The organism is Siccirubricoccus deserti (assembly GCF_014283215.1).
Taxonomy (GTDB): Bacteria; Pseudomonadota; Alphaproteobacteria; order Acetobacterales; family Acetobacteraceae; genus Siccirubricoccus; species Siccirubricoccus deserti.
Genome location: NZ_JACOMF010000020.1, coordinates 25,032 through 50,886, shown reverse-complemented (window position 1 = coordinate 50,886; position 25,855 = coordinate 25,032). Strand labels below are relative to the sequence as shown.

The 25,855-nt window shown below is 70.0% G+C and carries 26 protein-coding genes, 1 tRNA gene and 1 pseudogene; 15 read left to right on the top strand and 13 right to left on the bottom strand.

The window, feature by feature from the left end:
* Complete coding sequence (locus H7965_RS16535) at nucleotides 1–255, top strand: GNAT family N-acetyltransferase (RefSeq protein ID WP_186771699.1); 255 nt, start codon at nucleotides 1–3, stop codon at nucleotides 253–255.
* A 14-nt stretch (nucleotides 256–269) separates the two neighbouring features.
* On the opposite strand, the gene H7965_RS16530 is transcribed toward H7965_RS16535, so the two are convergent.
* On the bottom strand, nucleotides 270–731 hold the full coding sequence (locus H7965_RS16530; protein ID WP_186771698.1) for a RidA family protein: 462 nt from the start codon (nucleotides 729–731) through the stop codon (nucleotides 270–272).
* Nucleotides 732–910: 179 nt separating this feature from the next.
* On the opposite strand from H7965_RS16530, the gene aqpZ reads away from it, so the two are divergent.
* Nucleotides 911–1,696 carry an aquaporin Z gene (gene aqpZ, locus H7965_RS16525; protein ID WP_186771697.1) on the top strand — a complete coding sequence of 262 codons (786 nt, stop codon included), beginning with the start codon at nucleotides 911–913 and terminating at the stop codon, nucleotides 1,694–1,696.
* A gap of 124 nt (nucleotides 1,697–1,820) precedes the next feature.
* On the opposite strand, the gene H7965_RS16520 is transcribed toward aqpZ, so the two are convergent.
* On the bottom strand, nucleotides 1,821–2,063 hold the full coding sequence (locus H7965_RS16520; protein ID WP_186771696.1) for a hypothetical protein: 243 nt from the start codon (nucleotides 2,061–2,063) through the stop codon (nucleotides 1,821–1,823).
* A 257-nt stretch (nucleotides 2,064–2,320) separates the two neighbouring features.
* On the opposite strand from H7965_RS16520, the gene H7965_RS16515 reads away from it, so the two are divergent.
* The 7 genes from H7965_RS16515 to H7965_RS16485 all read left to right on the top strand — a co-directional run bounded on the left by H7965_RS16515 (nucleotide 2,321) and on the right by H7965_RS16485 (nucleotide 9,090).
* Nucleotides 2,321–3,364 (top strand): rod shape-determining protein, encoded by a 1,044-nt coding sequence (locus H7965_RS16515; protein WP_186771695.1) that lies wholly within the window; start codon nucleotides 2,321–2,323, stop codon nucleotides 3,362–3,364.
* A gap of 33 nt (nucleotides 3,365–3,397) precedes the next feature.
* On the top strand, nucleotides 3,398–4,261 hold the full coding sequence (mreC, locus tag H7965_RS16510; RefSeq protein WP_186771694.1) for a rod shape-determining protein MreC: 864 nt from the start codon (nucleotides 3,398–3,400) through the stop codon (nucleotides 4,259–4,261).
* Between the two features lie 163 nt (nucleotides 4,262–4,424).
* On the top strand, nucleotides 4,425–4,958 hold the full coding sequence (locus H7965_RS16505; protein WP_186771693.1) for a rod shape-determining protein MreD: 534 nt from the start codon (nucleotides 4,425–4,427) through the stop codon (nucleotides 4,956–4,958).
* Entirely contained in the window at nucleotides 4,955–6,814 is a 1,860-nt protein-coding gene (mrdA, locus tag H7965_RS16500) for a penicillin-binding protein 2 (RefSeq protein ID WP_186771692.1), read from the top strand. Before H7965_RS16505 ends, mrdA begins: the two co-directional genes overlap by 4 nt.
* Entirely contained in the window at nucleotides 6,811–7,959 is a 1,149-nt protein-coding gene (rodA, locus tag H7965_RS16495) for a rod shape-determining protein RodA (RefSeq protein WP_186771691.1), read from the top strand. The genes mrdA and rodA overlap by 4 nt, the downstream gene beginning before the upstream one ends.
* 203 nt (nucleotides 7,960–8,162) lie before the next feature.
* Nucleotides 8,163–8,238, top strand: a tRNA-Lys gene (locus tag H7965_RS16490).
* 432 nt (nucleotides 8,239–8,670) lie between these two features.
* A complete protein-coding gene (locus tag H7965_RS16485) occupies nucleotides 8,671–9,090 on the top strand; it encodes a DUF6525 family protein (RefSeq protein WP_186771690.1) in 420 nt (139 codons plus the stop codon).
* A 421-nt stretch (nucleotides 9,091–9,511) separates the two neighbouring features.
* On the opposite strand, the gene H7965_RS16480 is transcribed toward H7965_RS16485, so the two are convergent.
* The 4 genes from H7965_RS16480 to H7965_RS16465 form a co-directional block, all read right to left on the bottom strand.
* Complete coding sequence (locus H7965_RS16480; protein WP_186771689.1) at nucleotides 9,512–10,795, bottom strand: PQQ-dependent sugar dehydrogenase; 1,284 nt, start codon at nucleotides 10,793–10,795, stop codon at nucleotides 9,512–9,514.
* Nucleotides 10,795–11,226, bottom strand: a complete 432-nt coding sequence (locus H7965_RS16475; RefSeq protein ID WP_186771688.1) for a DUF2231 domain-containing protein — start codon at nucleotides 11,224–11,226, stop codon at nucleotides 10,795–10,797. The genes H7965_RS16480 and H7965_RS16475 overlap by 1 nt, the downstream gene beginning before the upstream one ends.
* Before the next feature lie 412 nt (nucleotides 11,227–11,638).
* Nucleotides 11,639–12,031: a DUF3293 domain-containing protein gene (locus H7965_RS16470; RefSeq protein ID WP_186771687.1), complete on the bottom strand. Its 393-nt coding sequence runs from the start codon at nucleotides 12,029–12,031 to the stop codon at nucleotides 11,639–11,641.
* Nucleotides 12,028–13,227 carry a class I SAM-dependent rRNA methyltransferase gene (locus tag H7965_RS16465; protein WP_186771686.1) on the bottom strand — a complete coding sequence of 400 codons (1,200 nt, stop codon included), beginning with the start codon at nucleotides 13,225–13,227 and terminating at the stop codon, nucleotides 12,028–12,030. The genes H7965_RS16470 and H7965_RS16465 overlap by 4 nt, the downstream gene beginning before the upstream one ends.
* A gap of 73 nt (nucleotides 13,228–13,300) precedes the next feature.
* Here H7965_RS16465 and panC point away from each other — a divergent pair, with 73 nt between their 5' ends.
* A complete protein-coding gene (gene panC / locus H7965_RS16460) occupies nucleotides 13,301–14,125 on the top strand; it encodes a pantoate--beta-alanine ligase (protein WP_186771685.1) in 825 nt (274 codons plus the stop codon).
* 158 nt (nucleotides 14,126–14,283) lie between these two features.
* Here panC and argB read toward each other — a convergent pair whose 3' ends face one another.
* Nucleotides 14,284–15,165 (bottom strand): acetylglutamate kinase, encoded by an 882-nt coding sequence (gene argB, locus H7965_RS16455; RefSeq protein ID WP_186771684.1) that lies wholly within the window; start codon nucleotides 15,163–15,165, stop codon nucleotides 14,284–14,286.
* Nucleotides 15,166–15,347: 182 nt separating this feature from the next.
* On the opposite strand from argB, the gene H7965_RS16450 reads away from it, so the two are divergent.
* Entirely contained in the window at nucleotides 15,348–16,487 is a 1,140-nt protein-coding gene (locus H7965_RS16450; RefSeq protein ID WP_186771683.1) for a GGDEF domain-containing protein, read from the top strand.
* Nucleotides 16,488–16,725: 238 nt separating this feature from the next.
* On the opposite strand, the gene yihA is transcribed toward H7965_RS16450, so the two are convergent.
* From yihA to rpmH, 5 genes and pseudogenes are all read right to left on the bottom strand, one after another.
* The gene (gene yihA, locus H7965_RS16445; RefSeq protein ID WP_186771682.1) at nucleotides 16,726–17,418 is read right to left on the bottom strand and encodes a ribosome biogenesis GTP-binding protein YihA/YsxC; all 693 of its coding nucleotides are present in this window, start codon (nucleotides 17,416–17,418) and stop codon (nucleotides 16,726–16,728) included.
* 7 nt (nucleotides 17,419–17,425) lie between these two features.
* Nucleotides 17,426–19,243, bottom strand: a complete 1,818-nt coding sequence (yidC, locus tag H7965_RS16440) for a membrane protein insertase YidC (protein ID WP_186771681.1) — start codon at nucleotides 19,241–19,243, stop codon at nucleotides 17,426–17,428.
* Between the two features lie 151 nt (nucleotides 19,244–19,394).
* Nucleotides 19,395–19,613 (bottom strand): annotated as a pseudogene (yidD, locus tag H7965_RS31985) (membrane protein insertion efficiency factor YidD); the annotation flags it as partial.
* Nucleotides 19,610–19,993 (bottom strand): ribonuclease P protein component, encoded by a 384-nt coding sequence (gene rnpA / locus H7965_RS16430; RefSeq protein WP_186771679.1) that lies wholly within the window; start codon nucleotides 19,991–19,993, stop codon nucleotides 19,610–19,612. The gene rnpA and the pseudogene yidD, both read right to left, overlap by 4 nt.
* Before the next feature lie 20 nt (nucleotides 19,994–20,013).
* Nucleotides 20,014–20,148 carry a 50S ribosomal protein L34 gene (gene rpmH, locus H7965_RS16425; protein ID WP_186771678.1) on the bottom strand — a complete coding sequence of 45 codons (135 nt, stop codon included), beginning with the start codon at nucleotides 20,146–20,148 and terminating at the stop codon, nucleotides 20,014–20,016.
* A 248-nt stretch (nucleotides 20,149–20,396) separates the two neighbouring features.
* On the opposite strand from rpmH, the gene H7965_RS16420 reads away from it, so the two are divergent.
* Genes H7965_RS16420 through H7965_RS16405 form a run of 4 tightly spaced genes read left to right on the top strand, consistent with a single transcriptional unit; the run spans nucleotide 20,397 to nucleotide 24,483 of the window.
* Nucleotides 20,397–21,107, top strand: a complete 711-nt coding sequence (locus tag H7965_RS16420; protein WP_186771677.1) for a TVP38/TMEM64 family protein — start codon at nucleotides 20,397–20,399, stop codon at nucleotides 21,105–21,107.
* Entirely contained in the window at nucleotides 21,100–22,554 is a 1,455-nt protein-coding gene (locus H7965_RS16415) for a dihydrolipoyl dehydrogenase family protein (RefSeq protein WP_186771676.1), read from the top strand. The genes H7965_RS16420 and H7965_RS16415 overlap by 8 nt, the downstream gene beginning before the upstream one ends.
* Nucleotides 22,555–22,588: 34 nt before the next feature.
* Entirely contained in the window at nucleotides 22,589–23,383 is a 795-nt protein-coding gene (locus tag H7965_RS16410) for a 3-hydroxybutyrate dehydrogenase (protein ID WP_186771675.1), read from the top strand.
* 53 nt (nucleotides 23,384–23,436) lie between these two features.
* Nucleotides 23,437–24,483, top strand: a complete 1,047-nt coding sequence (locus H7965_RS16405; RefSeq protein ID WP_186771674.1) for a patatin-like phospholipase family protein — start codon at nucleotides 23,437–23,439, stop codon at nucleotides 24,481–24,483.
* Between the two features lie 135 nt (nucleotides 24,484–24,618).
* Here the strand turns inward: H7965_RS16405 and H7965_RS16400 are convergent, their stop codons facing one another.
* The gene (locus H7965_RS16400; protein ID WP_186771673.1) at nucleotides 24,619–25,614 is read right to left on the bottom strand and encodes a Bug family tripartite tricarboxylate transporter substrate binding protein; all 996 of its coding nucleotides are present in this window, start codon (nucleotides 25,612–25,614) and stop codon (nucleotides 24,619–24,621) included.
* Nucleotides 25,615–25,855 lie beyond the last annotated feature (241 nt).

Below are 25,855 nucleotides of genomic sequence, written 5' to 3'. Positions count from 1 at the left end.
ATGGAAGACCTGCCGGAGCGGGCCGAATTGTTCCCGTGGCTCGCCGGCGTCTGGGTGCAGCCGGAGTGCCGCGGCCAGGGCATCGCCCGGGCCCTGGTCGGGCGGGTGGAGGCGGCCGCCCTGGCGCTCGGCTGGACGCGGCTCCACCTCTACACCGCGGGCGCGGCGGGGCTCTATGCCCGGCTTGGCTGGGCGGCGACGGAGACGCTGACGCGGCCGAAGGGCCCGGTCACGCTGATGGCCAAGCGCCTGTAGCCGGGCGCGCAGGCTCAGGCGAATTCGAACATGCCCTCGACCTCGACTGCGGCATCGCCGGGCAGGGAAGGGACGCCGATGGTGGTGCGGGCGTGCCGCCCGGCCTCGCCGAACACCTCCACCGCCAGGTCGGAGGCGCCGTTCATCACCTGGGCATGCTGGGTGAACTCCGGCCCCGCGGCGATGAAGCCACCGAGCCGCACCACCCGCGTCACCCGGTCAAGGTCGCCCACCGCCGCCTTCAGCTGCGCCACCAGATTGACGAAGCAGAGCCGCGCCGCCGCCTGCCCGGTCTCGATGGAAACGCCGCTACCGAGCTTGCCGGCGTAAGCGATCTTGCCGTCCCGCAGCGGGATCTGGCCGGAGATCACCACCAGCGGCCCGGTGACGTTGAAGGGGATGTAATTGGCGACGGGCGCCGCCGGGGCCGGCAGGGTGATGCCGAGGTCGGTCAGCCGCGCTTCGATCCTGCCCATGGGGCGTCTCCCTGCATTCCGTTGCACGGGCGCTGTCGCAGCCGCGCCGCCCGAAAGCAAGCCGCCGCGTCGGATGCCACCGCGGCACCTACTTCGGCGCCTTGCAAGCTCTCGTGATCGACGCAACCGGCGCGGATCGGTGTTCAATCCTGGCCTTGTGTCGGGTGGGAGCATCGCAGGTGTCACGAAAACTGGTTGCCGAGTGCATCGGGACCTTCTGGCTCGTGCTTGGCGGTTGCGGCAGCGCCGTACTGGCAGCCAGCTTCCCCGAAGTCGGGATCGGGCTGGTCGGCGTCTCGCTGGCCTTCGGCCTGACGGTGCTGACCATGGCCTTCGCCATCGGCCATGTCTCCGGCTGCCACCTCAACCCGGCGGTCACCTGTGGCTTGGTCGTTGCCGGCCGGTTCCGTGCCGCTGAGGCGCTGCCCTACATCGCCGCCCAGGTGATCGGTGCCACCGCAGGCGCCTTCATGGTCTGGGCCATCGCCTCCGGCCAGCCGGGCTTCGACCTGGCGGTGAAGGGGTTGGCGGCGAACGGGTTCGGCGAGGCCTCGCCCGGCAAATACGACATGATCTCCGGCTTCCTGGTGGAGGCGATGCTGACTGCCGTGTTCCTGCTGGTCATCCTCGGCTCCACCTCGGCGCATGCGCCGGTGGGCTTCGCACCGATCGCCATCGGGCTGTGCCTGACACTGATCCACCTGATCAGCATCCCGGTGACCAATACCAGCGTGAATCCCGCCCGCAGCACCGGCCCCGCTTTCGTGCTCGGCGGCCTGGCGCTGCAGCAGTTGTGGATGTTCTGGGTGGCGCCGATCCTGGGCGCGGTGTGCGGCGGACTACTGCACCGCTGGATGGCGGCCGAGGCGACGGAGGATGAACTCGACCGCGCCGCGGCGGCGCAAGCGGCGAAGCTGGCGACGCCAGAATCGATGGCGCCGATGCCGATGCGGGAACCGCGATAGCCGACCGGTGGCCAGGGAGTGGGGGGGCTCGGCCCCCCAAAGGCCGGGGTCGGCCTCCGGCTTCATCACTTGATCTTACGCGTTGTTTCCATTCGGGCGTCTTCGGGAGCGCCTCAGGCCGGCCTCAACGCCAGGCTGGCCGCCCGAGGTTGACGTCCCGGCCGCTGGTCAGCGCCCCGCCCGCGGCCCCGGCGGCCCCGCCGAGCAGCGCTCCGGTGCCGGCACTACCACCGGTCAGTGCGCCGATGCCGGCCCCGGCGCCGGCCCCGAGCAACCCGCCCGAGACCGCCCGGTCGCCGGTCGAGTAGCCGCAGGCGCCAAGGCCAAGGGCGGCAAGGGTCAGCAATCCAAGGCTCAGTTTGCGCATGGCGTCCTTCTCCGTAGCCGGTTTGCGGCGGTCCAACGCCCGGCGAAACGGAAAGTTGCGGAAGCGAGTTCAGCGGCTGCGGCGGAATCGGCCGTGCCATGGACAGAATGCTTGAGCGCCGGGCAAGGGGGCGGTAATCCACCGCCTCTGTCCGCTGCCCGCAAAGATGTGAACTCACGGAGCCGGTGATCGCCGGTCCCGGAGGGGCCGGGCGTGCGCCATGGGCTCAGTCGCCCGAGCTGGAAGGTTGCCTCAGCATGTTTTCTCGCCTGTTCGGCTTTCTGTCGGCCGACATGGCCATCGACCTCGGGACCGCCAATACGCTGGTCTACGTGAAGGGTCGGGGCATCGTGCTGAACGAGCCGAGCGTCGTCGCCATCGCCGATATCCGCGGCCGCAAGCAGGTGCTGGCGGTGGGCGAGGAGGCGAAGATGATGCTCGGCCGCACGCCTGGGAACATCGCCGCCATCCGCCCGTTGCGTGACGGCGTGATCGCCGATTTCGAAGTGGCGGAGGAAATGATCAAGCACTTCATCCGCAAGGTGCACAACCGCCGCAGCTTCGCCTCGCCGATGATCATCGTCTGTGTGCCCTCCGGCTCCACCGCGGTGGAGCGCCGCGCGATCCAGGAGAGCGCCGAGAGCGCCGGGGCACGCAAGGTGCTGCTGATCGAGGAGCCGATGGCGGCGGCGATTGGCGCCGGCCTGCCGGTGACCGAGCCCAGCGGCTCGATGGTCGTCGACATCGGCGGCGGCACCACGGAAGTGGCGGTGATCTCGCTCGGCGGCATCGTCTATGCGCGCAGCGTCCGGGTCGGCGGCGACAAGATGGATGAGGCGATCATTTCGTATATCCGCCGGCACTTCAACCTGCTGATCGGTGAGAGCAGTTCGGAACGGATCAAGATGGAGATCGGCGCCGCCACCGCCCCTGATTATGGCGAGGAAGGCCCGGTGACCGAGGTGAAGGGCCGCGATCTGATGAACGGCGTGCCGCGCGAGGTGGTGGTCACCCAGCGGCAGATCGCCGAGAGCCTGTCCGAGCCGGTCACCGCCATTGTCGAGGCGGTGAAGGTGGCGCTGGAGAACACCCCGCCCGAGCTTGCCGCCGACATCGTCGACAAGGGCATCGTACTGACCGGTGGCGGCGCCCTGCTGCACCGGCTGGATGAGGTGCTGCGCGCCGCCACCGGCCTTCCGGTGGTGGTGGCGGAGGAGCCGCTGTCCTGCGTCGCCCTTGGCACCGGGCGGGCACTCGAGGAGATGAAGCGGCTTCGCCAGGTTCTCACTTCGATGTATTGATAGGGGCCCCGGTCCACCCATGGTGGAGGCCGCATGATCCGTCTGAGCATCCCGCTCCGCCTGGCGCTCGCCCGTCTGAGCCTGCCCGTGCTGATCGCCGCGGCATTCGGCATGATGCTGCTTGGCAAGTCCGATGCGCTGCTGGCCGAACGCGCCCGGGTGGCGCTGGCGGATCTGCTGACGCCAATCTGGGCGGTGCTGCAGCAGCCGGTGGCGGCGGCGCAGCAGGCGGCACGGGAGGCCGAGGCGCTGCTCAACCTGCGGCGCGAGAACTTGCGGCTGACCGAGGAGAACGAGCGGCTGCGTCGCTGGCAAGCTGCGGCGCTGGCGCTGGAGGCGGAGAATGCCCTGCTGCGCCGCCAGCTTGCCTTCGTGCCGGAAGCGGCGCCGGCCTTCACCACCGCCCGCGTCGTCGCCGATGGCGGCGGCACCTATGCCCGCGCCGTGCTGCTCGCCGCCGGGCCGCATCACAGCCTGCGCAAGGGCCAGGTGGCGCTGGACGAGCGTGGCCTGGCCGGGCGGGTGACCGAGGTCGGCAGCCGTTCCGCCCGCGTGCTGCTGGCCACCGACATCAACAGCCGGATTCCGGTGACGCTGGAGGGCAGCCGGGCGCGTGCCATCATGGTCGGCACCAACGGCGCCCGGCCAAGGTTGCAGCATTGGCCGGAAGGGGCGCGGCCGGTCGAGGGCGACCGTGTCGTCACCAGCGCCGAGGCCGGGGCCTTCCCGGCCGGTCTGCCGGTTGGGGTGGTGCGCTGGAGTGCGGCGGGGGCGCCGGAGGTGGAGCTCTTCGCCCGGCTCGACCGGCTGGATCTGGTGCGGCTGTTCGACTACGGCCTCAATGGCATCTTGCCACCGGATTCCGTGAGCCGGCCCGAACCGCGGGTGCGGCGGTAGGCCAGAATGATGCCGGTCGGCGGCGGTGACGGCATGTGGCGGCCGCTGACGGCGGCAGGGCGCAGAGTTGCGCGCCGCCTATCCATGGGCTTGGCCGGAAGACGCGGATGCGCCCGACCCGACGATTGAGGACAGGGATGTGCCAGCCTATCTGCACGCCAGAATGAAAGGCCGCCCTGAGCCCTCGCCCGGGCTGCTGCGGCAGGTGGATGCGCTGGCCCGCGCCGCCTTCCCCAGCGCCTCGACCGCGCTGCTGCTGGCGCTGGCGGCGGTACCGGTCGGCATGCCTGGGGTGGTGGCGGCGGCGGCGCTGCCCTGTATCTTCTTCTGGTCGGTGTTCCGCCCCGCGGCGATGCCGCCGCCGGCGGTCTTCGGCCTCGGACTGCTGCTGGACCTGCTGAGCGCGGCGCCGCTTGGCTCCGGCGTATTGATCTTGCTGGTGGTCTACGGCTTCGCCACCCGCTGGCGGCGCTTCCTGGCGCGGCAATCCTTCCTGGCGGTCTGGCTGGCCTTCTGCGGCTTTGCCGCTGGAGCTGCGGCGCTCGGCTGGACCTTGCAGGCACTGCTCGGCTGGCGGGTGCCGCCGGCGATGCCGGGGGTGGTGCAGGTGATGCTGAGCGCCGGCCTCTACCCGGTGCTCGCCGGGCTGCTCAGTGTGGTGCAGAAGGCAATGATCCACGCCGAGAGCGCCGGATGAAAGGCGTGCGGCGGGAGGAGCAGCAGCGGCGCGGGATCTTCACCCGCCGGGCGGTGGCGCTGGGTTTTGGCCAGCTTGGGCTGTTCGGCCTGCTGGCGACCCGGCTGTACCGGCTGCAGTCGGAGGAGGGCGAGCGCTACGCGACCCTGGCCGAGGAGAATCGCGTCTCCGCCCGACTGATCCCGCCACCGCGCGGCAGGGTGCTGGACCGCGAGGGCCGGGTCGTCGCCGGCAACAAGCTGAACTGGCGCGCCCTGCTGGTGGCCGAGCAGACCCAGGACGTCGGCGCCACGCTCGAGACCTTCTCCCGCATCGTGCCGCTGCAGGAGCATGAGCGGGCACGGATCGAGCGCGAGCTGCGCCGCCGTCGCCGCTTCATCCCCGTCACGGTGCGGGAATTCCTGAGCTGGGAGGAGATGGCGCGCATCGAGGTCAACGCGCCCGACCTGCCCGGCATCCTGATCGACGTGGGCACCACGCGGTTGTACCCGGAAGCCGAGCATCTGGCGCATATGGTCGGCTATGTCGCCCCGCCGGCGGAGCGCGACATGGATGGCGACCCGCTGTTGGAACTGCCCGGCATCCGTGTCGGCCGCGCCGGGCTGGAACGCCATCACGACCAGGCGCTGCGCGGCCGCGCCGGGGCGGTGCAGCTGGAAGTCAACGCCGTCGGGCGGGTGATCCGTGAGCTGGAGCGGCGGGAGGGCGTGCCGGGCCTGGATGTGCAGATCTCGGCCGATGCCGAACTGCAGAAAGCGATCCGCGGCAGGATCGAGGAGGGCACCAGCGTGGTGGTGCTGGACGCCCGCAATGGCGAGGTGCTGGCGATGGCCTCGCAGCCCTCCTTCGACCCCAACCTGTTCAACGCCGGCGTCTCCGCCGCGCAATGGCGGGAATGGACCCGCAACCGGGCGACGCCGCTGATCAACAAGACAACCAATGGGCTCTACGCCCCGGGGTCCACCTTCAAGATGATCGTGGCGCTGGCGGCGCTGGAGGCGCGGGTGGTGACCCCGGGCGAGCGGGTGGGCTGCCCGGGCTACATGGATCTCGGCGACAGCCGCTTCCATTGCTGGAACCGTCAGGGGCACGGCGGCGTCGACATGCGCGGCGGCATCAAACTTTCCTGCGATGTCTATTTCTACGAACTTGCCAAGCGCACCGGCATCGACCGCATCGCCGCCATGGCCAACCGCTTCGGCCTCGGCGTCGACCTCGAGATCGAGCTGCCGGGGACCCGCCGCGGGCTGGTGCCGACGCGGGCCTGGCGGCAGGCGCAGGGCAAGCCCTGGGCGCTGGGCGATACCGTGGTGCATGGCATCGGCCAGGGCTTCTACCAGCTGACGCCGCTCAGCCTCGCCACCATGGCGGCGCGGCTGGCCACCGGCCGGGCGGTGCAGCCGCACCTGACCCACAGCATCGGCGGCCGGCCAGTGCGCGGCACCAGGGCGGAGGATTGGCCCAGCCTCGGCATCCCCGAGCGAGACCTGCGGCTGATGCGAGAGGGCATGTGGGCGGTGGTGAACGAGGAGGGCGGCACCGCCCGCACCAGCCGCCTGCCGCCGGCGCTCGGCATGATGGCGGGCAAGACCGGCTCGGTGCAGGTGCGGCGGGTGACGCGGGAACAGCGGGAGCGGGGATTCAAGGTGGAGAACCAGCCGCGCGAGTGGCGGCCACATGCGCTGTTCGTTGCCTATGCGCCCTATGACAACCCGCTCTACGCCGTCAGCGTGGTGGTGGAGCATGGCATGAGCGGCTCCGGCGCCGCGGCGCCGTTGGCGCGGGACGTGATGGTGGAGGTGATGAACCGCTTCCGCACCGGGCCGGGGCCGCGGATGGCCGAGGCCAAGCCATGAGCGGGACCTTCGAGCGCCGGCTGCTGACGCGGGATCGTGGCGCCGGGATCCTGCAGAAGCTCTGGCTGATCCCCTGGAGCTTCGTGCTGCTGCTCTGCGCCGTCGCCGCGGTGGGCTATGTGGCGCTGTACTCGGCCGGTGGCGGGCCGGAGGCCTATGCGGCGAAGCATGCCATCCGTTTCGGCTTCGGCCTGGTGCTGATGCTTGGCATCGCACTGATCGACATCCGCTTTGTCGCCCGCTTCGCCTGGGTCGGCTACCTCGGCGGCGTGGCGCTGCTGGTGCTGGTGCTGCTGCACGGCAATGTCGGGAAGGGGGCGCAGCGCTGGATCGACATCGGCCCGCTGCAGCTGCAGCCGTCCGAGCTGATGAAGATCATGCTGGTGCTGGGGTTGGCCGCCTGGTTCCAGCGGGCGAGTTGGGAGCGGATCGGCAATCCGCTGTTCCTGGTGCCGCCGGTGCTGATGGTGCTGGTGCCGGTCGGGCTGATCCTGAAGCAGCCGAACCTCGGCACCGGGCTGATCACTGCCATGGTGGGTGGGGCGGTATTCTTCGCCGCTGGCGTTCGGATATGGAAATTCGCCCTGATCCTGGCCGGGGCCGGGCTGGCGGCGCCGATCGCCTATCGGCAGTTGCACGATTACCAGCGGGCCCGGATCACCACCTTCCTCGACCCGGAGAGCGACCCGCTGGGGGCGGGATACAACATCATCCAGTCGAAGATCGCGCTGGGCTCTGGCGGGTTGTGGGGGAAGGGGTTCCTGCAGGGGACGCAGGGGCACCTGAACTTCCTGCCGGAGAAGCAGACCGATTTCATCTTCACCATGATCGCCGAGGAATTCGGCCTGGTAGGGGCGCTGGTGGTGCTGGGGCTGCTGGCGCTGGTGGTGCTGTTCTGCTTCGCCGTGGCGCTGCGCTGCCGGCACCAGTTCGGGAGGCTGCTGGCGGTAGGGCTGGGGACGAATTTCTTCCTCTATGTCTTCGTGAACGTGGCGATGGTCACAGGATCTATCCCGGTGGGCGGGGTGCCGCTGCCGCTGATCTCGCATGGTGGGTCGGCGATGCTGACGACGATGTTGGGGTTCGGGCTGCTGCTGTCGGTCTTCGTGCACCGGGACGCCGAGTTCGGGCCGGCGCGGGAGTAGGGCGGATCATGGGCCCGAATGCCGCGATGCCCGGGCCAAGCCGCGTTACGGCGAAGTATATTCTCATCTGGACGCGGCCCGCCGCAGCCCGGCATCGGGCAGGGTACGGGATGGCGCTGCGGCGGTTTCGGGGCGTCGGGGAGCACGATTGCGCATCAAGGGGTAGACAAAGCCGTGGCGGCGGCTATGAAGCGCCCACGGATGGGCGCCTAGCTCAGTTGGTAGAGCAGCTGACTCTTAATCAGCGGGTCGTAGGTTCGAATCCTACGGCGCCCACCATTTCAAGGGCTTAGCAGCGCCGGTTTCCCTGTTTCCCTGGGAGTTTCCCCGGTCGGCCGCTACCTGTTCCTCGCAACCCCAGGTTATGCCAAGCGCCCTGGCGAACGAGCGCCTGGGTGGGAAGCTGACCTTTGGTCGGGTCGGCGACGCCGGGTGGTTCCAAATGGGCGGCTCGGTCAGGGTCTTCGGGTAAGCGTCTTCCCTTGGCTCCCTTGCGTAACCTGCTGACTGGCTGACGCGCTTGGCTGCTGGGTGGCCTGGATGTCGTTTCTCACCCTCATGCGGAGGGGAAATGGCGTTGCCGGACGGTTTTTGGGGGCGACTAGCCACGGGCAGAACCGCGACCTAGTCTAGCGTGGCGGCATAGGTGCCGAGCACCAAGCGGTTGGCGCTACGGTTTTCCGGAGGTCTTCCCTTCGGTAGAAGGCAGGTATGGACAACAGCACGGCGACCAAGCCCTACAGCAAGCTGAAGGGTGATGCCTACCGGGCGTATGAGGAACTACCGGTCGAGGTACGCCGAGCCCTGCAGGAAGCCTTGGTGGATTGGTGTCCCCTGCGCACCCGCGAATGGCATCATCACCTGCTGCGCCAGCAGCGGCTGCGGCCGGCCCAGGCGGCGTTCTTTCTCGTCCAGACCATCCGCAGACAAGATCACGCCGAGGTGGCTGCCTTCGCGAGAACATGGCCGAAAGGCGCCCAGGCCTTTCCGCACGTCGCCGCCGGCGCGACGCTCCAGCGTTACGTTGGGACAGATGGCATCCCCGCAGCCGAGCCCATTCTCACCGCCCCAACGGCAACGCGGTCCAAGTCACCGGCGAAGCGCCCACCAGGCCGCCGCTCCCGCCGCTGAACGCAGGGCGGCAGCGACCCGGTCCTTACGCGCCTCCACCTTGGTGCATCGATGTGTGGTGGTGCCCCGCCGCTTCTCGCAGCGAGAGCAGGTTCATCGCGTTCTTTGTCACTCTCGAAGGCGAGTTGTTCGACCGGTGCAGCCTCCGCTCTGAAGGGGATGCGCCGACGTGCTCCGCCATGCTTGGTCTGCAAAGCGGCCTAAGCCCAGTTCAACCCCTCCATCGCTGGTACGCCTGCTCGTTGGTCCGCTTCGGGCGGGATGCGGCGGTTCACGTTTGCGGTCGCACCGGCAGTGGGTCATGGGAGGGGCCTGGGTTGGGTGGGGCCAGGGCTTTGGCCGCCCGACATCGCTTTGCCTTACATCCCCGGCGGCACGCGTAGGGCTCCTGTCGCCTCGGGCTATGCCCCGAGCGACAAGGTCACCGGCTTACGGTCACCCGCCAGACTGTGTTCGACAGATCGTCGGCAACGATCAGGGCGCCCCGCGGATCCACCGAGACCCCGACCGGCCGGCCGCGGGCATTGCCGTCGCCGGTCAGGAAGCCGGACACGACGTCGATCGGCTCGCCGGCGGGCCGGCCGTCGCGGAACGGCACAAAGACAACCCGATAGCCGACAGGCTCGGTGCGGTTCCAGCTCCCGTGCTCGCCGACGAAGACGCCCTCGGTGAACTGCGGACCCACGGCTTGGCTCGAAAACGCCAAGCCCAGCGCGGCGACATGCGACCCGAGGGCGTAGTCTGGACGGATCGCCGCGGCGACCTTCTCCGGGTCTTGTGGCCGCACGCGCGTGTCCAGGTTCTGGCCCCAGTAGCTGTAAGGCCAACCATAGAAGCCGCCCTCGCGCACCGAGGTCAGATAGTCCGGAACGAGGTTGGGACCGATCTCGTCCCTCTCGTTCACGACCGCCCAGAGCCGGTCTGTGCCAGGCTGGATGGCGAGGGCGGTCGGGTTGCGGAGGCCAGTGGCGTAGGGCCGGTGCGCGCCCGTCTCCGCGTCGATTTGCCAGATCATGGCCCGGTCGACCTCGGCTTCCATTCCGCGTTCAGTGATGTTGCTGTTCGAGCCGATGCCGACATACAGGAACCGGCCGTCGGGGCTGGCGGCCAGCGACTTCGTCCAGTGATGGTTAATGGCCGAGGGCAGGTCCGTGACCTTCGTCGGCGGCCCACTCGCTTCGGTCTGCCCGTCACGATAGTCGAAGCGCACCAGCGCATCCTGGTTGGCGACATAGAGAACGCCATTGACCAAGGCGAGGCCGTAGGGCGCGTTGAGATTGTCGGCGAAGGCGCCCCGCGTTTCGTAGGTGCCGTCGCCATCGGCGTCACGCAGCAGCGTCAGCCGATTGCCGCCGGGCACCGACGTCTTGCCCAGGCTCTTGATGTACCCCGCAATGATATCCTTCGGGCGGAGAGCAGGCGCGTTGCCGCCCGCTCCCTCCGCCACCAGGATGTCGCCATTGGGCAGCACCAGCGTCTGCCGCGGAATCCGGAGATCCGTGGCGATGGCTTGGATCCTGTAGCCCTGCGGCACGGTCGGGAGATCGCTGCCCCAGGCGGCTGGCCGCGGGATAGCCATGTCGGGCAGCAGGCCGCGATGTGGGGCGGGCAGCTGTGGGTCGGAGCCCCGCTGCTCTGCAACGGGTTCGCCGTCGCAGCCTGCAAGCGCAACGGCTGCCACGGCGACCAGGAAGGCCGGATGCATCAGACCACTCCCCTGGACTGGTAGCCGGAATACCCCATCCAGGCCGCGACGAGCGCGAGGAGCGTCACGACCGCCGACAGGTAGAGCGCCTCTGGCATGATCGCGAAGGCGTCCTTGCCGTGCACGAAGGCATTAACCAGACCGAGCACCCACATGGCGAGCAGCACGACAAAGTAGATGGCCGCGCGCCTCCGGCGTGCCGTTCCGCTACGGATCAGGTCGATCAGCGCCCAGAGCAGGGCAAAGCTGCCTACGAGCAGCCCGCCGGCAATGAGCCATGACGAGAAGTTGGCCCACTGCACATGGAAGCTCTTCCAGTAGGCGAGATCGCTGAGCAGCGCGCCCAAGAACAGCGGTAGCGGAAAGGCGAGCAGGATGGCGTGCAGCGGATGGAGCGGCCTCTGCAGAGCTGGGGCAAAGGTGGCAGACACGGCGGGTCCTCTTGCTGCACGGTCCAGCCGCGCGCGCGGCATAGCGTGAGCGGCCAACGAAGCCACAGTCAGTAAGTTCCGGATGACGCATTCCGCTGCCCGGGCAGGCCACCGCGGGGCAGCCAATGACAACGCTCGCCTTGCGGAGGACCGCTCCGGGTCGAGGCTGTGCAAAACGCCGAGCCGTAACGATCATCAGAAATTCTATTACCGAGGCGCTCCAATACCCCAAAGCGTATTGCGCTCAGTTGCTCTGGCACTGCTTCGGAGTTCGGGAATATTCGAATTCGCCGATGCGGCGGGTGGGCCGGCGGCGGCGTGATCACTGGCCGCCCGGCATGGCCCGAGGGAAGAAAGTCGGGGGCTGGCCGCCGCCGGCCCCACCCTCCAGTTGACCCTTGAACCCGCTGGCTTACCGCAGCACCACCAGCCGCGCCGGCGCGTCCTCGCGCACCACCACGATCGCCGCCTGGCGGAACCGCCGCGCCAGCACCGTCAGCCGATGCGGATCTCCGGCGAGCAGCAGGTGCCGTTCCCGCCACCTTCCATGGCCGCCTTCGCCTTCCGCCTGGGGCAGTCTCCGTGCCGCCGTGCGCAGACGCGCGAGCATCCGTGCATTCCATCCTGGTGGCATGCGTCGGCTGTAAGGATTCCACGCCGTCACGAAGCCGCCCTGGCGCGCGCCGAGCCGGCGCAGCAGCGCATCCACCGCCGGGCTGCGCCGGCCGATGCGCGCCTCGGCCCCAGCCGCCGCGTAGATGCTGCGACGATAGGCCGCCTGCAGCCGGGCAGGGGCGGTGCTCATCCGAGCTGGAACAGCAGCCCCTTGAGATAGGCGCTCTCCGGCAGCAGCGGATGCACCGGATGGTCCGGCCCGGCGCCGCTCTGCACCAGCAGCTTCGCCTCCCGCCGGGTGCGAACCAGCCCGCCGATCACCGCATCGGCGAATTCGCCGGGGCTGACGTGGTGGCTGCAGGAGGCGATGAAGAGGAACCCGCCCGGCGCCACCAGCCCGGCCGCCAGCCTTGCCAGCTTGCCATAGCCGCGCAGCGCCGCCGGCTGGTCCTTGCGCGATTTGGCGAAGGCCGGCGGGTCGGCGACGACGATGTCGAAGCGCGTGCGGCTGCCGACCATCCGCTCCATCGTCTCCAGCGCCTCGCCGCGGGTGGCGGAGACACGCTCCGCCAGCCCGTTGTCGCGCGCCGCCGCCAGCGCCAGCTCCAGCGCCGGGGCGCTGCGGTCGAGCAGGGTCACCTGCTCCGCCCCGGCCGCCGCCGCCGCCAGGCCGAAGCCGCCGGTATGGCAGAAGGCGTCCAGCACTGTCGCCCCGGCCGCCAGCCGCGCCACCCGTGCGCGGTTCTCCCGTTGATCGAAGAACCAGCCGGTCTTCTGCCCGGCCAGCAGGTCGACGGAGAAGCCGAGCCCGGCCTCCTCCACCCGCACCGGCCCGGGCGTGCCGCGCAGCGGCTTCACCTCCTCCGCCAGCCCTTCCAGCCCCCGCACCGAGGCATCGTTGCGGGCGATGATGAGGCGGGGGGCGAGCAGCCCTTCCAGCGCCTCGACCAGCGCCGGCGTCAGCCATTCCATCCCGGCGGTATTCGCCTGCAGCGCCAGCGCATCGCCGTAGCGGTCGATGACGAGGCCGGGCAAGCCATCCGCCTCGGCATGCACCAGCCGGTAATAGGGCGTGCCGGGGTAGAGCTTTTCCCGCAGCGCCAGCGCGGCGCCGAGCCGGGCACGGCACCAGCCGGCGTCGAGCGGCGCGGCCGGATCGGCGTCCAGCCGGCGGGCAGCGATCAGGCTGTGCGGGTTGAACAGCCAGGTGCCGTGCCTGACCCCGTCATCGCCTTCCAGCCGCACCGGCGCGCCGGGCGGTAGGGCTTTGGCGGCCGGTGTCATGGCGATCTCGTTCGAGAAGGCCCAGGGATGGCCCGCCTTCACCCGGCGGTCATGGCCGGGCAGCAGGCGGAGGAGGGGGCGCGCGGTGCTGGGGTCTGTCATGGGCGGCGGACCATGGCCCCCGCGGGCTTGCGGCGCAACGCGCTCTGCCGCACATGGCCTGCAGGAGAATTGCATGAAGATCGTCCGAGACCTGCCCAGCCTGCGCGCCGCCCGTGCCGAGCTCGGCCCGCTGGCCCTGGTGCCGACCATGGGGGCGCTGCACGCCGGCCACCTCTCGCTGATCGCCGCAGCACGGCGGGAGGCGCCGCGTGTCGCCGCCTCGATCTTCGTCAACCCGCTGCAATTCGGCCCGCAGGAGGATCTCTCCCGCTACCCCCGCGACGAGGCTGGTGATCTGGCCCAGTTGGAGGCCGCCGGCTGCGACCTCGCCTGGCTGCCGAGCGTCGAGGTGATGTACCCGCCCGGCCGGGCCACCACCATCGAGGTGCTCGGCCCCTCCGAAGGCTGGGAGGGCGCCGCCCGCCCTGGCCATTTCCGCGGCGTCGCCACGGTCTGCGCCAAGCTGTTCAGCCAGACCGGCGCCACCGTCGCGGTGTTCGGCGAGAAGGATTGGCAGCAGTATCAGGTGATCCGCCGCATGGTCGCCGACCTCGACCTGCCGGTGCGGATTGTCGGCGGGACGACGGTGCGGGAGGCGGATGGGCTGGCGATGTCCTCCCGCAACCGCTTCCTCGATCCGGCTGCCCGCGCCCTGGCGCCACGGTTGCACCGGGCGATGCAGGCCGCGGCCGCGGCGATGCTGGCCGGCACCGCGCCGGCGACCGCCCTGGCGGAGGCGCGCCAGTCGCTGACCGCCGCGGGCTTCGGCGTGGACTACCTGGCGCTGGTCGAGGCGGAGACGCTGCGCGAGACGGATAAGGCGCCGGGCCGGCTGATCGCCGCGGCGAAGCTCGGCACCGTCCGGCTGCTGGACAATATCGCGGTCGGTGCGGGGTAGGGCAGGTTCACCTCACCCCCTTCCCCCTCATCGAGGGCGGCAAGGCCTCCGAAACCCTGTAGCCTCCCTCGGTTCCAAAGCCCCTTCAGCCTTCGGCGGGAGAGCGCGAGAGGGGCTCCGCCCCTCTCGAAAGCCCAAGGGTGCCTTCCGGCAGCCTGCTACGGCTTGATCAGCGTTCCCGCCCCGCCATCGGTGAACAGCTCGCGCAGCACCGCATGCGGTACCCTTCCGTCGAGGATGACGGCGCCCTTCACTCCCTGCTCGATGGCGTAGATGCAGGTCTCGACCTTCGGGATCATCCCGGCCGAGATCCAGCCGGCGGCGATGCCGGCCCGCACCTCGGCCACCGTCATCTCCGGGATCAGCGCCCCATCGGGGCCGAGCACGCCGCGCACGTCGGTCAGCATCAGCAGCCGCTCGGCACCCAGTGCCCCGGCGATGGCGCCGGCCACGGTATCGGCATTGATGTTGTAGGTCTGGCCATTGGCGCCGATGCCGACCGGCGCCACCACCGGCACGATATCGGAACCGATCAGCAGCTTCAGCACGCGGGTGTCGACCGCCTCCGGCTCCCCGACGAAACCGAGGTCGAGCACCTGCTCGATGTTCGAGCCGGGGTCGCGCACCGTGCGGGTCAGCTTGCGGGCACGGATCAGCCCGCCATCCTTGCCGCTGATGCCCACTGCGATGGCGCCGGCGCGGGTGATCGCCTCCGCCACCTGCTTGTTGACCGGGCCGGCGAGGACCATCTCGACCACGTCGAGCATCGCCTCATCGGTCACGCGCAGCCCCTGGACGAAATGGGATTGCACGTTCAGCCGCTTCAGCATGGCGTTGATCTGCGGGCCGCCGCCATGCACCACCACCGGGCTGACGCCGACCTGCTCCAGCAGCGCGATGTCGCGGCCGAAGCGCAGCGCGGTCGCCTCCTCGCCCATGGCGTGGCCGCCGTACTTCACCACCACGATCTGGTCGTCGTAGCGCTTCAGGAAGGGCAGGGCGCCGGAGATGATCTGCATCGGGTCGGTGACGTCGGACATCGGCCGGGCTTTCGCTGAACTTGCGCGCGGCTTAGGGTGCAGGGCGATGAGGGTCAAGGCGCCGGCGGCCTGGACACCTCGCCGGCACCGCGTGGCAGACCGGCATTGCCGGCATCTGCGCGGCGTGAGGTCGCATGGCGGGGGGCAGGACCAGGATGCGGCAGGATGCGCGGCTTGCGTCCATGACGGACGCCGTCGCCTGGCAGCGCACCGACATGGTTTTTCGCCAGACGCTCATCCTGGCGTTCGGCGGCCTAGCCATGACCGCGCTGGGCGGCTTCGCCTACTGGCGCACCGACGCCGTCTGGCTGCTCGGATGGGCAATGGCGGTGCCGGTGATCTTCGGCGCCCGGCTGGGCCTGGCCCATGCCTATCACCGCCGGCCGGCGGCGGATCCACCGCGTCTGTGGGCCCGGCGCTACGCGCTCGGCGCCTGGGCCACCGGCGCGCACTGGGGCGTGGTGGCGCTGGTGGTGGTGACCGAGCCCGATGTGCTGACCCACCTGGTCATCATCATTGCGCAGAGCCGGTTCTTCACCAACGCCGCGCGGCGCAACAGCCCGGTGCCGGAAGCCAGCTATGGCGTGCCAGTGCTGGGTCTGCTGCCGATGGTGGGCGCCTGCCTTGTGGTCGGCGGGACACTCTACACCTGTGCCGCCGCCTTCACCGCCATGGTGCTGGTGGCGTCCATCTGGATCGGCTGGACGAGGGCTGCAGAGACGCTGGCGCAGCTGGTTTCGGCCGAGGAGCGCCGCAGGCTGGTCGAGCAGGTCGGCCGCACCAATGCCGAATTGGTGGCCGCCAACGCCAGGCTGGTGGCGATGGCCCGCACCGACGCCCTGACCGGGCTGCTCAACCGCCGCGGCTTCGACGAGGCGCTGGCGCGGGAATGGAGCCGGGCCCGGTGGAATTCCGGCCGGTTGTGCCTGCTGCTGGTCGATGTCGATCGTTTCAAGCAGTACAACGACACCCACGGCCATATCGCCGGCGATGCCTGCCTGCGGCGCGTGGCCCAGGCGGTGGCGAAGGCGGAGCACCGGCCCGGCGATATCATCGCCCGCTATGGCGGGGAGGAACTGGCGGTCATCCTGCCGGACACCGATGGCCGCGCGGGCATGCTGGTTGCGGAGCGGCTGCGCCTGGCCGTGGAGGCGTTGGCCATCCCGCATTGCGGCAGCCGGGTGACGGTGAGCATTGGCGTCGCCAGCCTGGACCAAGCCGATTCGGCGACGCCGGAGATTCTGCTGTCCCGGGCCGATGCCGCGCTCTACATGGCCAAGCGCGATGGCCGCAATCGTGCCAGGTTGGCCGAGGTCGCCTGAGGCGGGCGCCCGCCTCCACGGGCCCTGGCCTCGGGGCGCGAAGGGCGGCCGGGCCGCCAGCGAACTGGCGTGACGCGCCGCCGCTTCGCCCTGGATCGCGGCGGGGCATGAACGCCCTGGGGCGTGAATCCGCTCAGCAAACAGGGATCTGCTTGCTTCGCGCCGAAGCAATCAGGCTCCAGCTTCGTTGGTCGCGCGATTCACGCTTCCGGTTGTTTCAACCTCCAGCGATCAGGCTCTATGCCGCCAGCGCGGCAAGCTCCGCCCGCAGCTCCGGCATGCCGGCGCCGGTCGAGGCGCTCGTCACCAGCACCAGCGGGTGCCCCGCGGTGTGGCTGCGTGCCAGCTGCTCCGCCTCGCGCCGACGTTGCTCCAGCCACCAGGGCTTGGCGTCGTCGGCCTTGGTCAGCACGATCTGGAAGGAGACCGCGGCGTCGTCCAGCAGCTCCATCGCCATGCGGTCGGAGGGTTTGGTCTCGATCCGCGCATCCAGAAGCAGCAGCACCCGCCGCAGGGTCGGCCGGCCGCGCAGGAAATCGAACATCAGCCCCTGCCAATCGGCCTTCAGGCTCTTGGACGCCTGGGCGTAGCCATAGCCCGGCATGTCCACCAGGGTCAGCCGTCCCTCGCCAAGGTCGAAGAAATTGAGCTGCCGCGTCCGCCCCGGGGTATGGGAGACGCGGGCCAGCGCGTTCTGCCCGGTCAGCGCGTTCAGCAGGCTGGATTTGCCGACGTTGGAGCGGCCGCAGAAGGCCACCTCCGGCCCGCCGACCGGCGGCAGCTGGTCGATCCGCTGCGCGGCGTAGAAGAAGTTGCAGGGCCGGGCGAACAGCAGCCGCCCGGCTTCCAGCAAAGCCGCCCGATCCTCTTCCGTCCGCGCCTCGGAGAGGTTGGGGACGGCGTCCGGCGGCCGGTCGGGACCCCCGGTCATTGTCGGCTCACCCCTTCTTCGGCTTGGCGGCCGCCGGGGGCGGCGCGACCGGTGCCGGCACCGCGGGCCTGGCGCCGCCGCGCTTGGCGTCCATGTGCATGATGTACCATTGCTGGCCTATGGAGAGCAGGTTGTTCCAGGACCAGTAGATCACCAGCCCGGCCGGGAAGCTGGCCAGCATGAAGGTGAAGATGACCGGCATCCACTGGAAGATCTTGGCCTGGATCGGATCCGGCGGCTGCGGGTTCAGCTTCTGCTGCAGATACATGGTCACGCCCATGATCAGCGCCCAGGCCGGCATATGCAGATAATGGGTCAACGTCATCGGGTCCCAGGGGATGAGCCCGAAGAGGTTGAACAGGTTTGTCGGGTCGGGCGCCGAGAGGTCGTGGATCCAGCCGAAGAAGGGCGCGTGCCGCATCTCGATGGTAACGAACAGCACCTTGTACAGCGCGAAGAACACCGGGATCTGGATCAGGATGGGCAGGCAACCGGAGGCCGGGTTGATCTTCTCTGTCCGGTAGAGCGCCATCATCTCGGCCTGCGCCTTGGCCGGATCGTCCTTATGCCGCTCGCGGATCTCCTGCATCTTCGGGCCGAGAACCTTCATCCGGCTCATCGACTTGTAGGCCTTGTTGGCGAGCGGGAAGAACAGGATCTTCAAACCCAGCGTGAAAACAAGGATCGCGACGCCGAAATTGTGAAGGTTCACGCCGAGGAAGTGCAACACATGGAAGAACGGCTTGGTCAGGAAGTAGAACCAGCCGAAGTCCACTGCCTTGTCGAAATCGGGGATGCCGAGGCGGTCGCGATAGGCGTCCAGCAGATGCACCTCCTTGGCGCCGGCGAAGAGCCGCAGCGCCTGGCGGGCGGCGGTCGCCCCCGGCGCTACCTCGACCGGCGCCGGAAGGGTGTAATCCACCTGCCAGCGGTCCTCCTGACCCCTTGGGCCGGTTTCCGGCACAGCGCGGTAGCTGACCCGGTAGCGGGCCGACTGGTCGACCGGGGCAAGGGCGGTCAGCCAGTATTTGTCGGTGAAGCCGGACCAGCCGCCCGGCGCCTCGAGGTCGAAAGCGGTGCCGGCACGCTTGCCGGCCTCGTCCTTGGCGCTGGAGAAGGACATCTCCCGCAACCGGCCATCCAGCACCCCGACGAAGCCTTCGTGCAGGATGTAGAAGCCCTGGGTCGGCGGCGTGCTCTCGCGCCGGATGCGCGCCCAGGGCAGCAACTGCACCGCCTCGGCGCCGGTATTGCGGACCCGCTGCTCGGCGGTGAACATGTAATTCTCATCGAGCGCGAAGCCGATCTCGAAGACCTGCCCCTGGCCGTTGTCCCAACGCAGGGTCACCGGGTTGCCGGGGGCAAGGCGGCCGCCCTCGGCCTGCCAGTCGGTATCGTTGCCCGGCACCGGGGTGCGGCCATCGGCCGCGGTCCAGCCCCATTGCGCGTAGTAGGGCGCGGCGCCCTCTCGCGGGGCGAGCAGCCGCACCAGCGGGGAGGCGCGGTCGACCGTCTCATGGTAGTCGCGCAGCACCAGGTCATCCAGCCGGGCGCCGCGTAGGCTGATGGTGCCTTGTACCTTCGGCCCGTCCACCGGCAGCCGCGCACCCGGGGCGCGGGGCGTGCCGGCGGCAGGAGAGGCATCGGTCGGCGCGCCGAGCGGCCCGACCGGGCGTGGCGCCGCCTGCTGCGACTGCTGTACCTGCTCGGCCTGCTGCCGCTGCTGCGCCAGCTGGGCCTCGCGGGCCGGGCGGTTGAACAGCTCGAAGGTCAGCAGGATGCCGATGGAAATGGCGATCGCCGCGAGGAGGCGCTTGTTGTCCATGGGACGTTGATCAGCCTTGTTCGGGCGGTCCGACGACCGCCGCGCCGCAGGGCGTGGCGGTCCGGACCGGGAGGCGGTCAGGTGACCCGGCGGCCGATCCGGCGCCGGGTGGCGCGGAGGTCGGGCGCGGATCGCGTTCGGCAGGGGCGGGCGGCGGAACCGGGTCGTAGCCGCCGGGATGCCAGGGGTTGCAGCGCAGGATGCGACGGCCGGAGAGCCAGGCGCCGCGCAGCGCGCCATGGGTGGCGAGGGCCTCCAGCGCATAATGGCTGCAGGAGGGATGGAAGCGGCAATGGCTGCCGATGAAGGGCCGCAGCGTCCATTGATAAGCGATGACGGCGCCGCGCAGCGCCTGGGCCGGGGCGCTCACGGCGCCACCTCGGCCCCCGGCATGGTGCCAGGACCCACGCCCGCCTGGCGCAGCGCGCCGCGGAGGTCGCCGAGCAGCTTGTCCCAGGGGCGGGTGGCGGTGCCGTCGCGGGCGATCAGCACCAGATCCCAGCCGGACAGGGCCTCGGCCGTGGCGGGTGCGGCCAGGGTCAGCCGCGCGGTCTCGCGCAGCCGGCGCTTGGCACGGTTGCGGGCCACGGCATTGCCGATCTTCTTGGTCGCGGTGAAGCCGCAGCGCAGCACGCCGCCGGGCTTCGGCAGCGCCTGCAGCACCAGCCCCGGCCGGGCGGCCTTGCGGCCCGCCCTGGCGGCGGCAAGGAACTCGCCGCGCCGGGTCAGCCGGGGTAGACGGCCCGGCATGGCGAGATCCCCCGTCGCTGTCAGGCGCTGAGCTTGGCGCGGCCCTTGGCGCGGCGCGTCGCCAGCACCTTGCGGCCGCCGACCGTCGCCATGCGGGAGCGGAAGCCATGCCGGCGCTTCCGGACGAGCTTGGAGGGCTGGTAGGTACGCTTCACGGCACTGTCTCCGACAGGGGAATACGCCCGCGGCGCCCGGTGGTGGGCGCATCGCGAACGGCCGGCGGCCCCTTGCGATCGGGCCCCGGCGAAGGCGGGCACCTATAGGGACCGGGCAGGGGGGCCGTCAATCGCGGCGGGTGGCGCAACGTGGTGGTGGCGCGCCGGATCGGCCCGTGGGCGCCCCATTGCCGGCCGTGCCCGCGGGGCGTAACGCCTGCATGCTGCGCCGCGAAGCGGAGACCGTCATGCCCCTGTCTGCCGCCTGGCGCCGCCTCTGGCCGCTCGCCCTGGTCCTCGCCGCGCTGGGCCTCGCCTATGCCCTCGGCCTGCACCGGGTGCTGTCCTTCGAGTCGCTGGCGGCGCAGCGGGCGGTGCTGGCCGGCTTCGTCGCCGCATCGCCGGTGCTGGCGGTGCTGGCCTATGTCGCCCTTTATGTGGTGGTTGTGGCGCTGTCGCTGCCGGGAGCGGTGGTGATGACCCTGGCCGGTGGCTTCCTGTTCGGCCCCTGGCTCGGCGCCGCCGCGGCGGTGGCGGGCGCCACGATCGGCGCCTGCGTCCTGTTCGTCGCCGCCCGCTATGCCCTGGCCGACACCCTCGCGGCCAGGGCCGGGCCGTTGCTGGGGCGGGTGCGGGAGGGCCTGGCGCGGGAGGGCTTCTGGTACCTGCTGTCGCTGCGGCTGATCCCGGTGGTGCCGTTCTGGCTGGTCAATCTGGCGCCGGCGCTGGCCGGGATGGCGCTGCCGCCCTTCGCCGCGGCCACCTTCCTCGGCATCATCCCCGGCACCGCGGTTTTCGCCGGAATCGGCGCCGGGCTGGGCCAGGTTTTCGACGCCGGCGGCCGGCCCGACCTCTCGGTAATCTTCTCCCCTGGCATCCTGCTGCCGCTGCTGGGGTTGGCGGCGCTGTCGCTATTGGGCATCTGGTGGCGTGGCCGTAAGGGGAAGATGAATGCCTGATGTCGATGTCGCGGTGATTGGTGCGGGCGCCGCAGGGCTGTCTGTTGCCGCCATCTGCAACAACCTCGGGCTCAAGGTGGCGCTGATCGAGCGCGGGCGGATGGGTGGCGACTGCCTGAATTACGGCTGCGTGCCCTCGAAGGCGCTGCTCGCCGCCGGGCATGCGGCGGCCGAGGCGCGCGCCGCCGCCCGCTTCGGCATCCGCCTGCCGCCGCCGGAAATCGACTGGGCCGGGGTCCGCGCCCATGTCCGCGGCGCCATCGAGCGCATCGCCCCGAACGACAGCGCCGAGCGGTTCCGTGGCATGGGGGTCGATGTCATCGAGGCCTCGGCGCATTTCCTCACGCCCGATACGCTGGAGGTCGGCGGCCGGCAGCTGCGCTTCCGTCGCTGCGTCATCGCCGCCGGAAGCAGCGCCGTCATCCCCGACATCCCCGGCCTCGACGGCGTGCCCTGGCTGACCAACGAGACGCTGTTCGAACTGGAGGAGCCGCCGGGCCACCTCATCATCCTCGGCGGCGGGCCTATCGGCCTTGAGATGGCGCAGGCGCATGCAAGGCTCGGCTGCCTGGTGACAGTGCTGGAGGCGGCGCCGCGCATCGCCCCGCGGGAGGATGCGGAGCTGGTCGAGGGCCTCCGCGCCGCGCTGCTGCGGGACGGCGTCGAGATCCGCGAGGCCGCCAAGGTGGTGGCGGTCGAGCCGCTGGAGGCGCGGTCGGAGACGCCGCAGGCCGGCGTCGTCGCGGTGCTGGAGGATGGCAGCCGCATCGCCGGCACCCATCTGCTGCTGGCGATCGGCCGGGCGCCGCGGCTGGCGAGCCTCGACCTCGCCGCCGGCGGTATTGCCGCCTCGCCACGCGGCGTTGCCACGCAGGCCGACCTGCGCTCCACCTCCAACCGCCGGGTCTGGGCGGTGGGCGACATCGCCGACCCTGAGGGCATCGGCCCGCGCGCCTTCACCCATGTCGCCAGCCAGCATGCCGGCATCGTCGTGCGTTCGATGCTGTTCCGGCTGCCCTTCACCCGGGTGGATTACGCGGCCCTGCCGCGCGTCACCTACACCGACCCCGAGTTGGCCCAGGTCGGGCTGACCGAGGCGGAGGCGCGGGAGAGGGGCATCGCCGGCCTCGCGGTCCACCGCTGGCCGCTGGGGGAGAACGACCGCGCCATCGCCGAAGCCAGGCCGGAAGGTCTGGTGAAGCTGGTGGTGGATGGCCGTGGCCGGCTGGTTGGCGCCGGCGTGCTGGCGCCGCGGGCCGGCGAAATGGCCGGCATGTTCGGGCTGATGATCGGCCGCCGCCTGCCGCTCTCGGCGCTGGCCGGCCTGGTGCTGCCCTATCCGACCCTGGCCGAGGCGGCGAAGCGCGCCGCTGGCGAGTACTATGCGCCGAAGCTGCTGTCCGCTGGCGTGAAGCGCGTTGTTGCCTTGCTCAGGCACCTGCCCTGAGCCTTCATCCCCGACAATGCTGAGGAGCGACGATATGGAGAAGGTTCTTGCCGGCCGCACCGCGCTGATCACCGGCAGCACCAGCGGCATCGGCCAAGGCATTGCGATGATGTATGCCAAGGCCGGTGCCCGGGTGATGCTGAACGGCTTCGGCAAGCCGAAGGAGATCGCCCGCGCCCGCGCCGAGGTCGGCGCTGCCATGGGCGGTGGCGACGCGCCCTATTCCGCCGCCGACCTGTCGAAGCCCGAGGCGGTGCGGCAGATGGTGAAGGACGCCGAGGCGGCGCTCGGCAGTGTCGATATCCTGGTGAACAACGCCGGCATCCAATTCGTCGCGCCGGTCGATGAATTCCCCGAGGATAAGTTCGACGCCATCATCGCCATCAACTTCACTTCCAACTTCCACGCCATCAAGGCGGCGCTGCCGGGAATGAAGGCACGTGGCTGGGGCCGGATCGTCAACATCGCTTCGGCGCATGGGCTGGTCGCCTCGCCGAACAAGTCAGCCTATGTCTCGGCCAAGCATGCGGTGGTCGGGCTGACCAAGACGGTAGCGCTCGAGATCGCCCGCACGCCGATCACCTGCAACGCCATCTGCCCAGGCTTCGTCCGCACCCCGCTGGCCGAGGCGCAGGTCGGGCCACTGGCGAAGCAGCATGGCGTCTCTGAGGAGGCGGCGCTGAAGGATCTTCTGCTGGAGCACCAGCCTTCCAAGCGCTGGATCGAGGTGGAGGAGGTGGCGCAGATGGCGCTCTATCTCGTCGGTCCGAACAGTGGCGGGGTGAACGGCTCCGCGCTCTCGATCGATGGCGGCTGGTTCGCCTCCTGATGCGGGATCCAGCGGACGGCGCGACCGCGCCGCCCAAGGGAAGGTCGGGGGAGATGCCGGCCCCGGCGGTCGCCCTGCCGGTCGCGCCCAAGCGCATCAATCTCGCGCTGCAGGGCGGTGGCACCCATGGTGCCTTCACCTGGGGCGTGCTCGAGAGGCTGATGGAGGACGACCGACTGAGCATCGACGGCGTCTCCGGCACCTCGGCCGGCGCCATCAATGCGGCGATCTTCGTCCAGGGGCTGGCCGAGGGCGGAAGGGCTGGCGCCATCGCCGCGCTGGCGAAGCTGTGGCGCGACGTGGCGCTGCGGCTGGCGGTCAGCCCCTTGCGAAACACCCCATTCGAGAAGGCGATCTGGGGCCACGACCTGACCTATTCCTTCGCCTACCAGACCTTCGAGACCTTGACCCGGGTGTTCTCGCCCTACCAGTTCAATCCCTTCTCGGTGGAGTTCAATCCGCTGCGCCAGGTGATCGCCGACAACCTCGACGAGGCGCGGCTGAAGCGCGACCCGAAGGCGACGCGGCTGTTCATCTCGGCGACCAATGTGCGGACCGGCAAGCCGCGCGTCTTCAGCCGCACCGAGGTGACGACCGACGTCATCCTCGCCTCCGCCTGCCTGCCCAATGTGTTCCGCGCGGTGGAGATCGATGGCGAGCCTTACTGGGACGGCGGCTATCTCGGCAACCCCGCGCTCTGGCCGCTGTATCATGAGCGCGGCGCGCCCGACATCGTGCTGGTGCAGATCAACGCCATCATGCGGGCGGAACTGCCGACCACGCCCTCCGACATCATGAACCGGCTGAATGAGATCAGCTTCAATGCCTCGTTGATGTCGGAAATGCGGGCGATCGACTTCGTCCAGCGGCTGCTCGACGCCGGTCGGCTGGAGCAGCCGCGCTACCGCCGCATCTTCCTGCACGTGATCGAGGATGAGGAGCGGATGCGGGAGTTCAAGCTCTCGACCAAGCTTAATGGCGACTGGGAATTCCTCGAAACCCTGCGGCGCTACGGCCGGGAGGCGGCGGAGCGCTTCCTCGAGACGCATTTCGCCGCCTTGGGCCGCGAGAGCACGCTCGATATCCAGCGCTTCCTGTAGCCGGCCCTGGATACCTCGGTCAGGCGGGAGCGCCCCCCGCAGCCCGTCATGGCCCGATCACCCAAGCTGCTGTTTTCACGGCGGATTAGGATGCGCGGGCCGAGCCCATGCATGACGGGGAAGGTGCGATCCGCGCTACTCGATGGTCACATTCGCCGCGCGGATGACCGACCCCCAGCGCTCAACCTCGGCGCGCAGGAATTCGCCGGTCTGCGCTGGCGGGCGGCCTTCCACAACGAAGCCGAGGTCCTGCAGCCGCTTGGCCATTGCCGGCTCGCGGACGATCTTGCCGACCTCGGTGGCGAGCCGGTCGACGATCTCCTGCGGCGTGCCGGCCGGGGCCAACAGCATGCACCAGGAACTCGCCACGAAATTCTCGATCCCGCCCTCGATGACCGTTGGCAGATCCGGCGCGAAGGCCGGGCGTTCCGCGGTGGCGATGCCGAGGGGGCGGATGTTGCCGCCCTCGAATTGCGGCTTCAGCGTCGAATAGGTGTCAAACATCAGTCCGATATTGCCGGCCATCAGGTCCTGCAGCGCGGGCTGGGTGCCGCGGTAGGGAATGTGCTCCATCTTGATGCCGGTCTGCATCTTCAGCTGCTCCATCGCCAGATGGGCGGTGGCGCCGATGCCGCTGGAGCCGTAGTTCAGTCGGCCTGGGTTCTTCCTGGCGTATTCGATGTAGTCGCGCAGCGTCTGCGCCGGCACATGCTTGCTGCCGGCCAGCACCAGCGGCGCCGTCACCACCAGCGACAGCGGGGTGAAGCTGGTGATCGCGTCGAAGGGCATCTTGCCGGCCTGCAGCGTCGCATTGGCCGCATGCGCCGGTAGCACCATGACAATGGTGTAGCCATCGGCCGGGCTGGTCGCGGCGGCAGCCGCGCCGACAATGCTGTTGGCGCCGGGGCGGTTCTCCACCACCACCGGCTGGCCGAGCACCTTCGACAGCGGCTCGCCGACCAGACGGGTGGCGATGTCGGTGGTGCCACCGGGCGTGTAGGGAACGATGATCCGGATCGGGCGGTTGGGGTAGCCGGCGGTCTGGGCCGCCGCCCCGGTGGCGGCAAGGGCGCCGAGTGCCATGATCGCGCGGCGGGACACTGCCGGGGCCGCCAAATCCGAAATCTTCATCGTCCGCTTCCTGACATCTCTTGCGCCCGCCCGGCCCTTCGGGACGGTACGGGCCAGTGAACCGCATCGTGACGCGGTGGGGCATCGCCGAACCCGCCCAGGGGCGGGACATGCCGGCGCCGGGCTGCGCCGTCAACGCGCTGCGGCGCCGGCGCGGCCGGAAAGCCAGGGCGGCGTATCATTCCTAAAGTGTGATAGTTTTTACCTTCGTCCGGATTATCGCCAACCTCGGTTCGGCTAG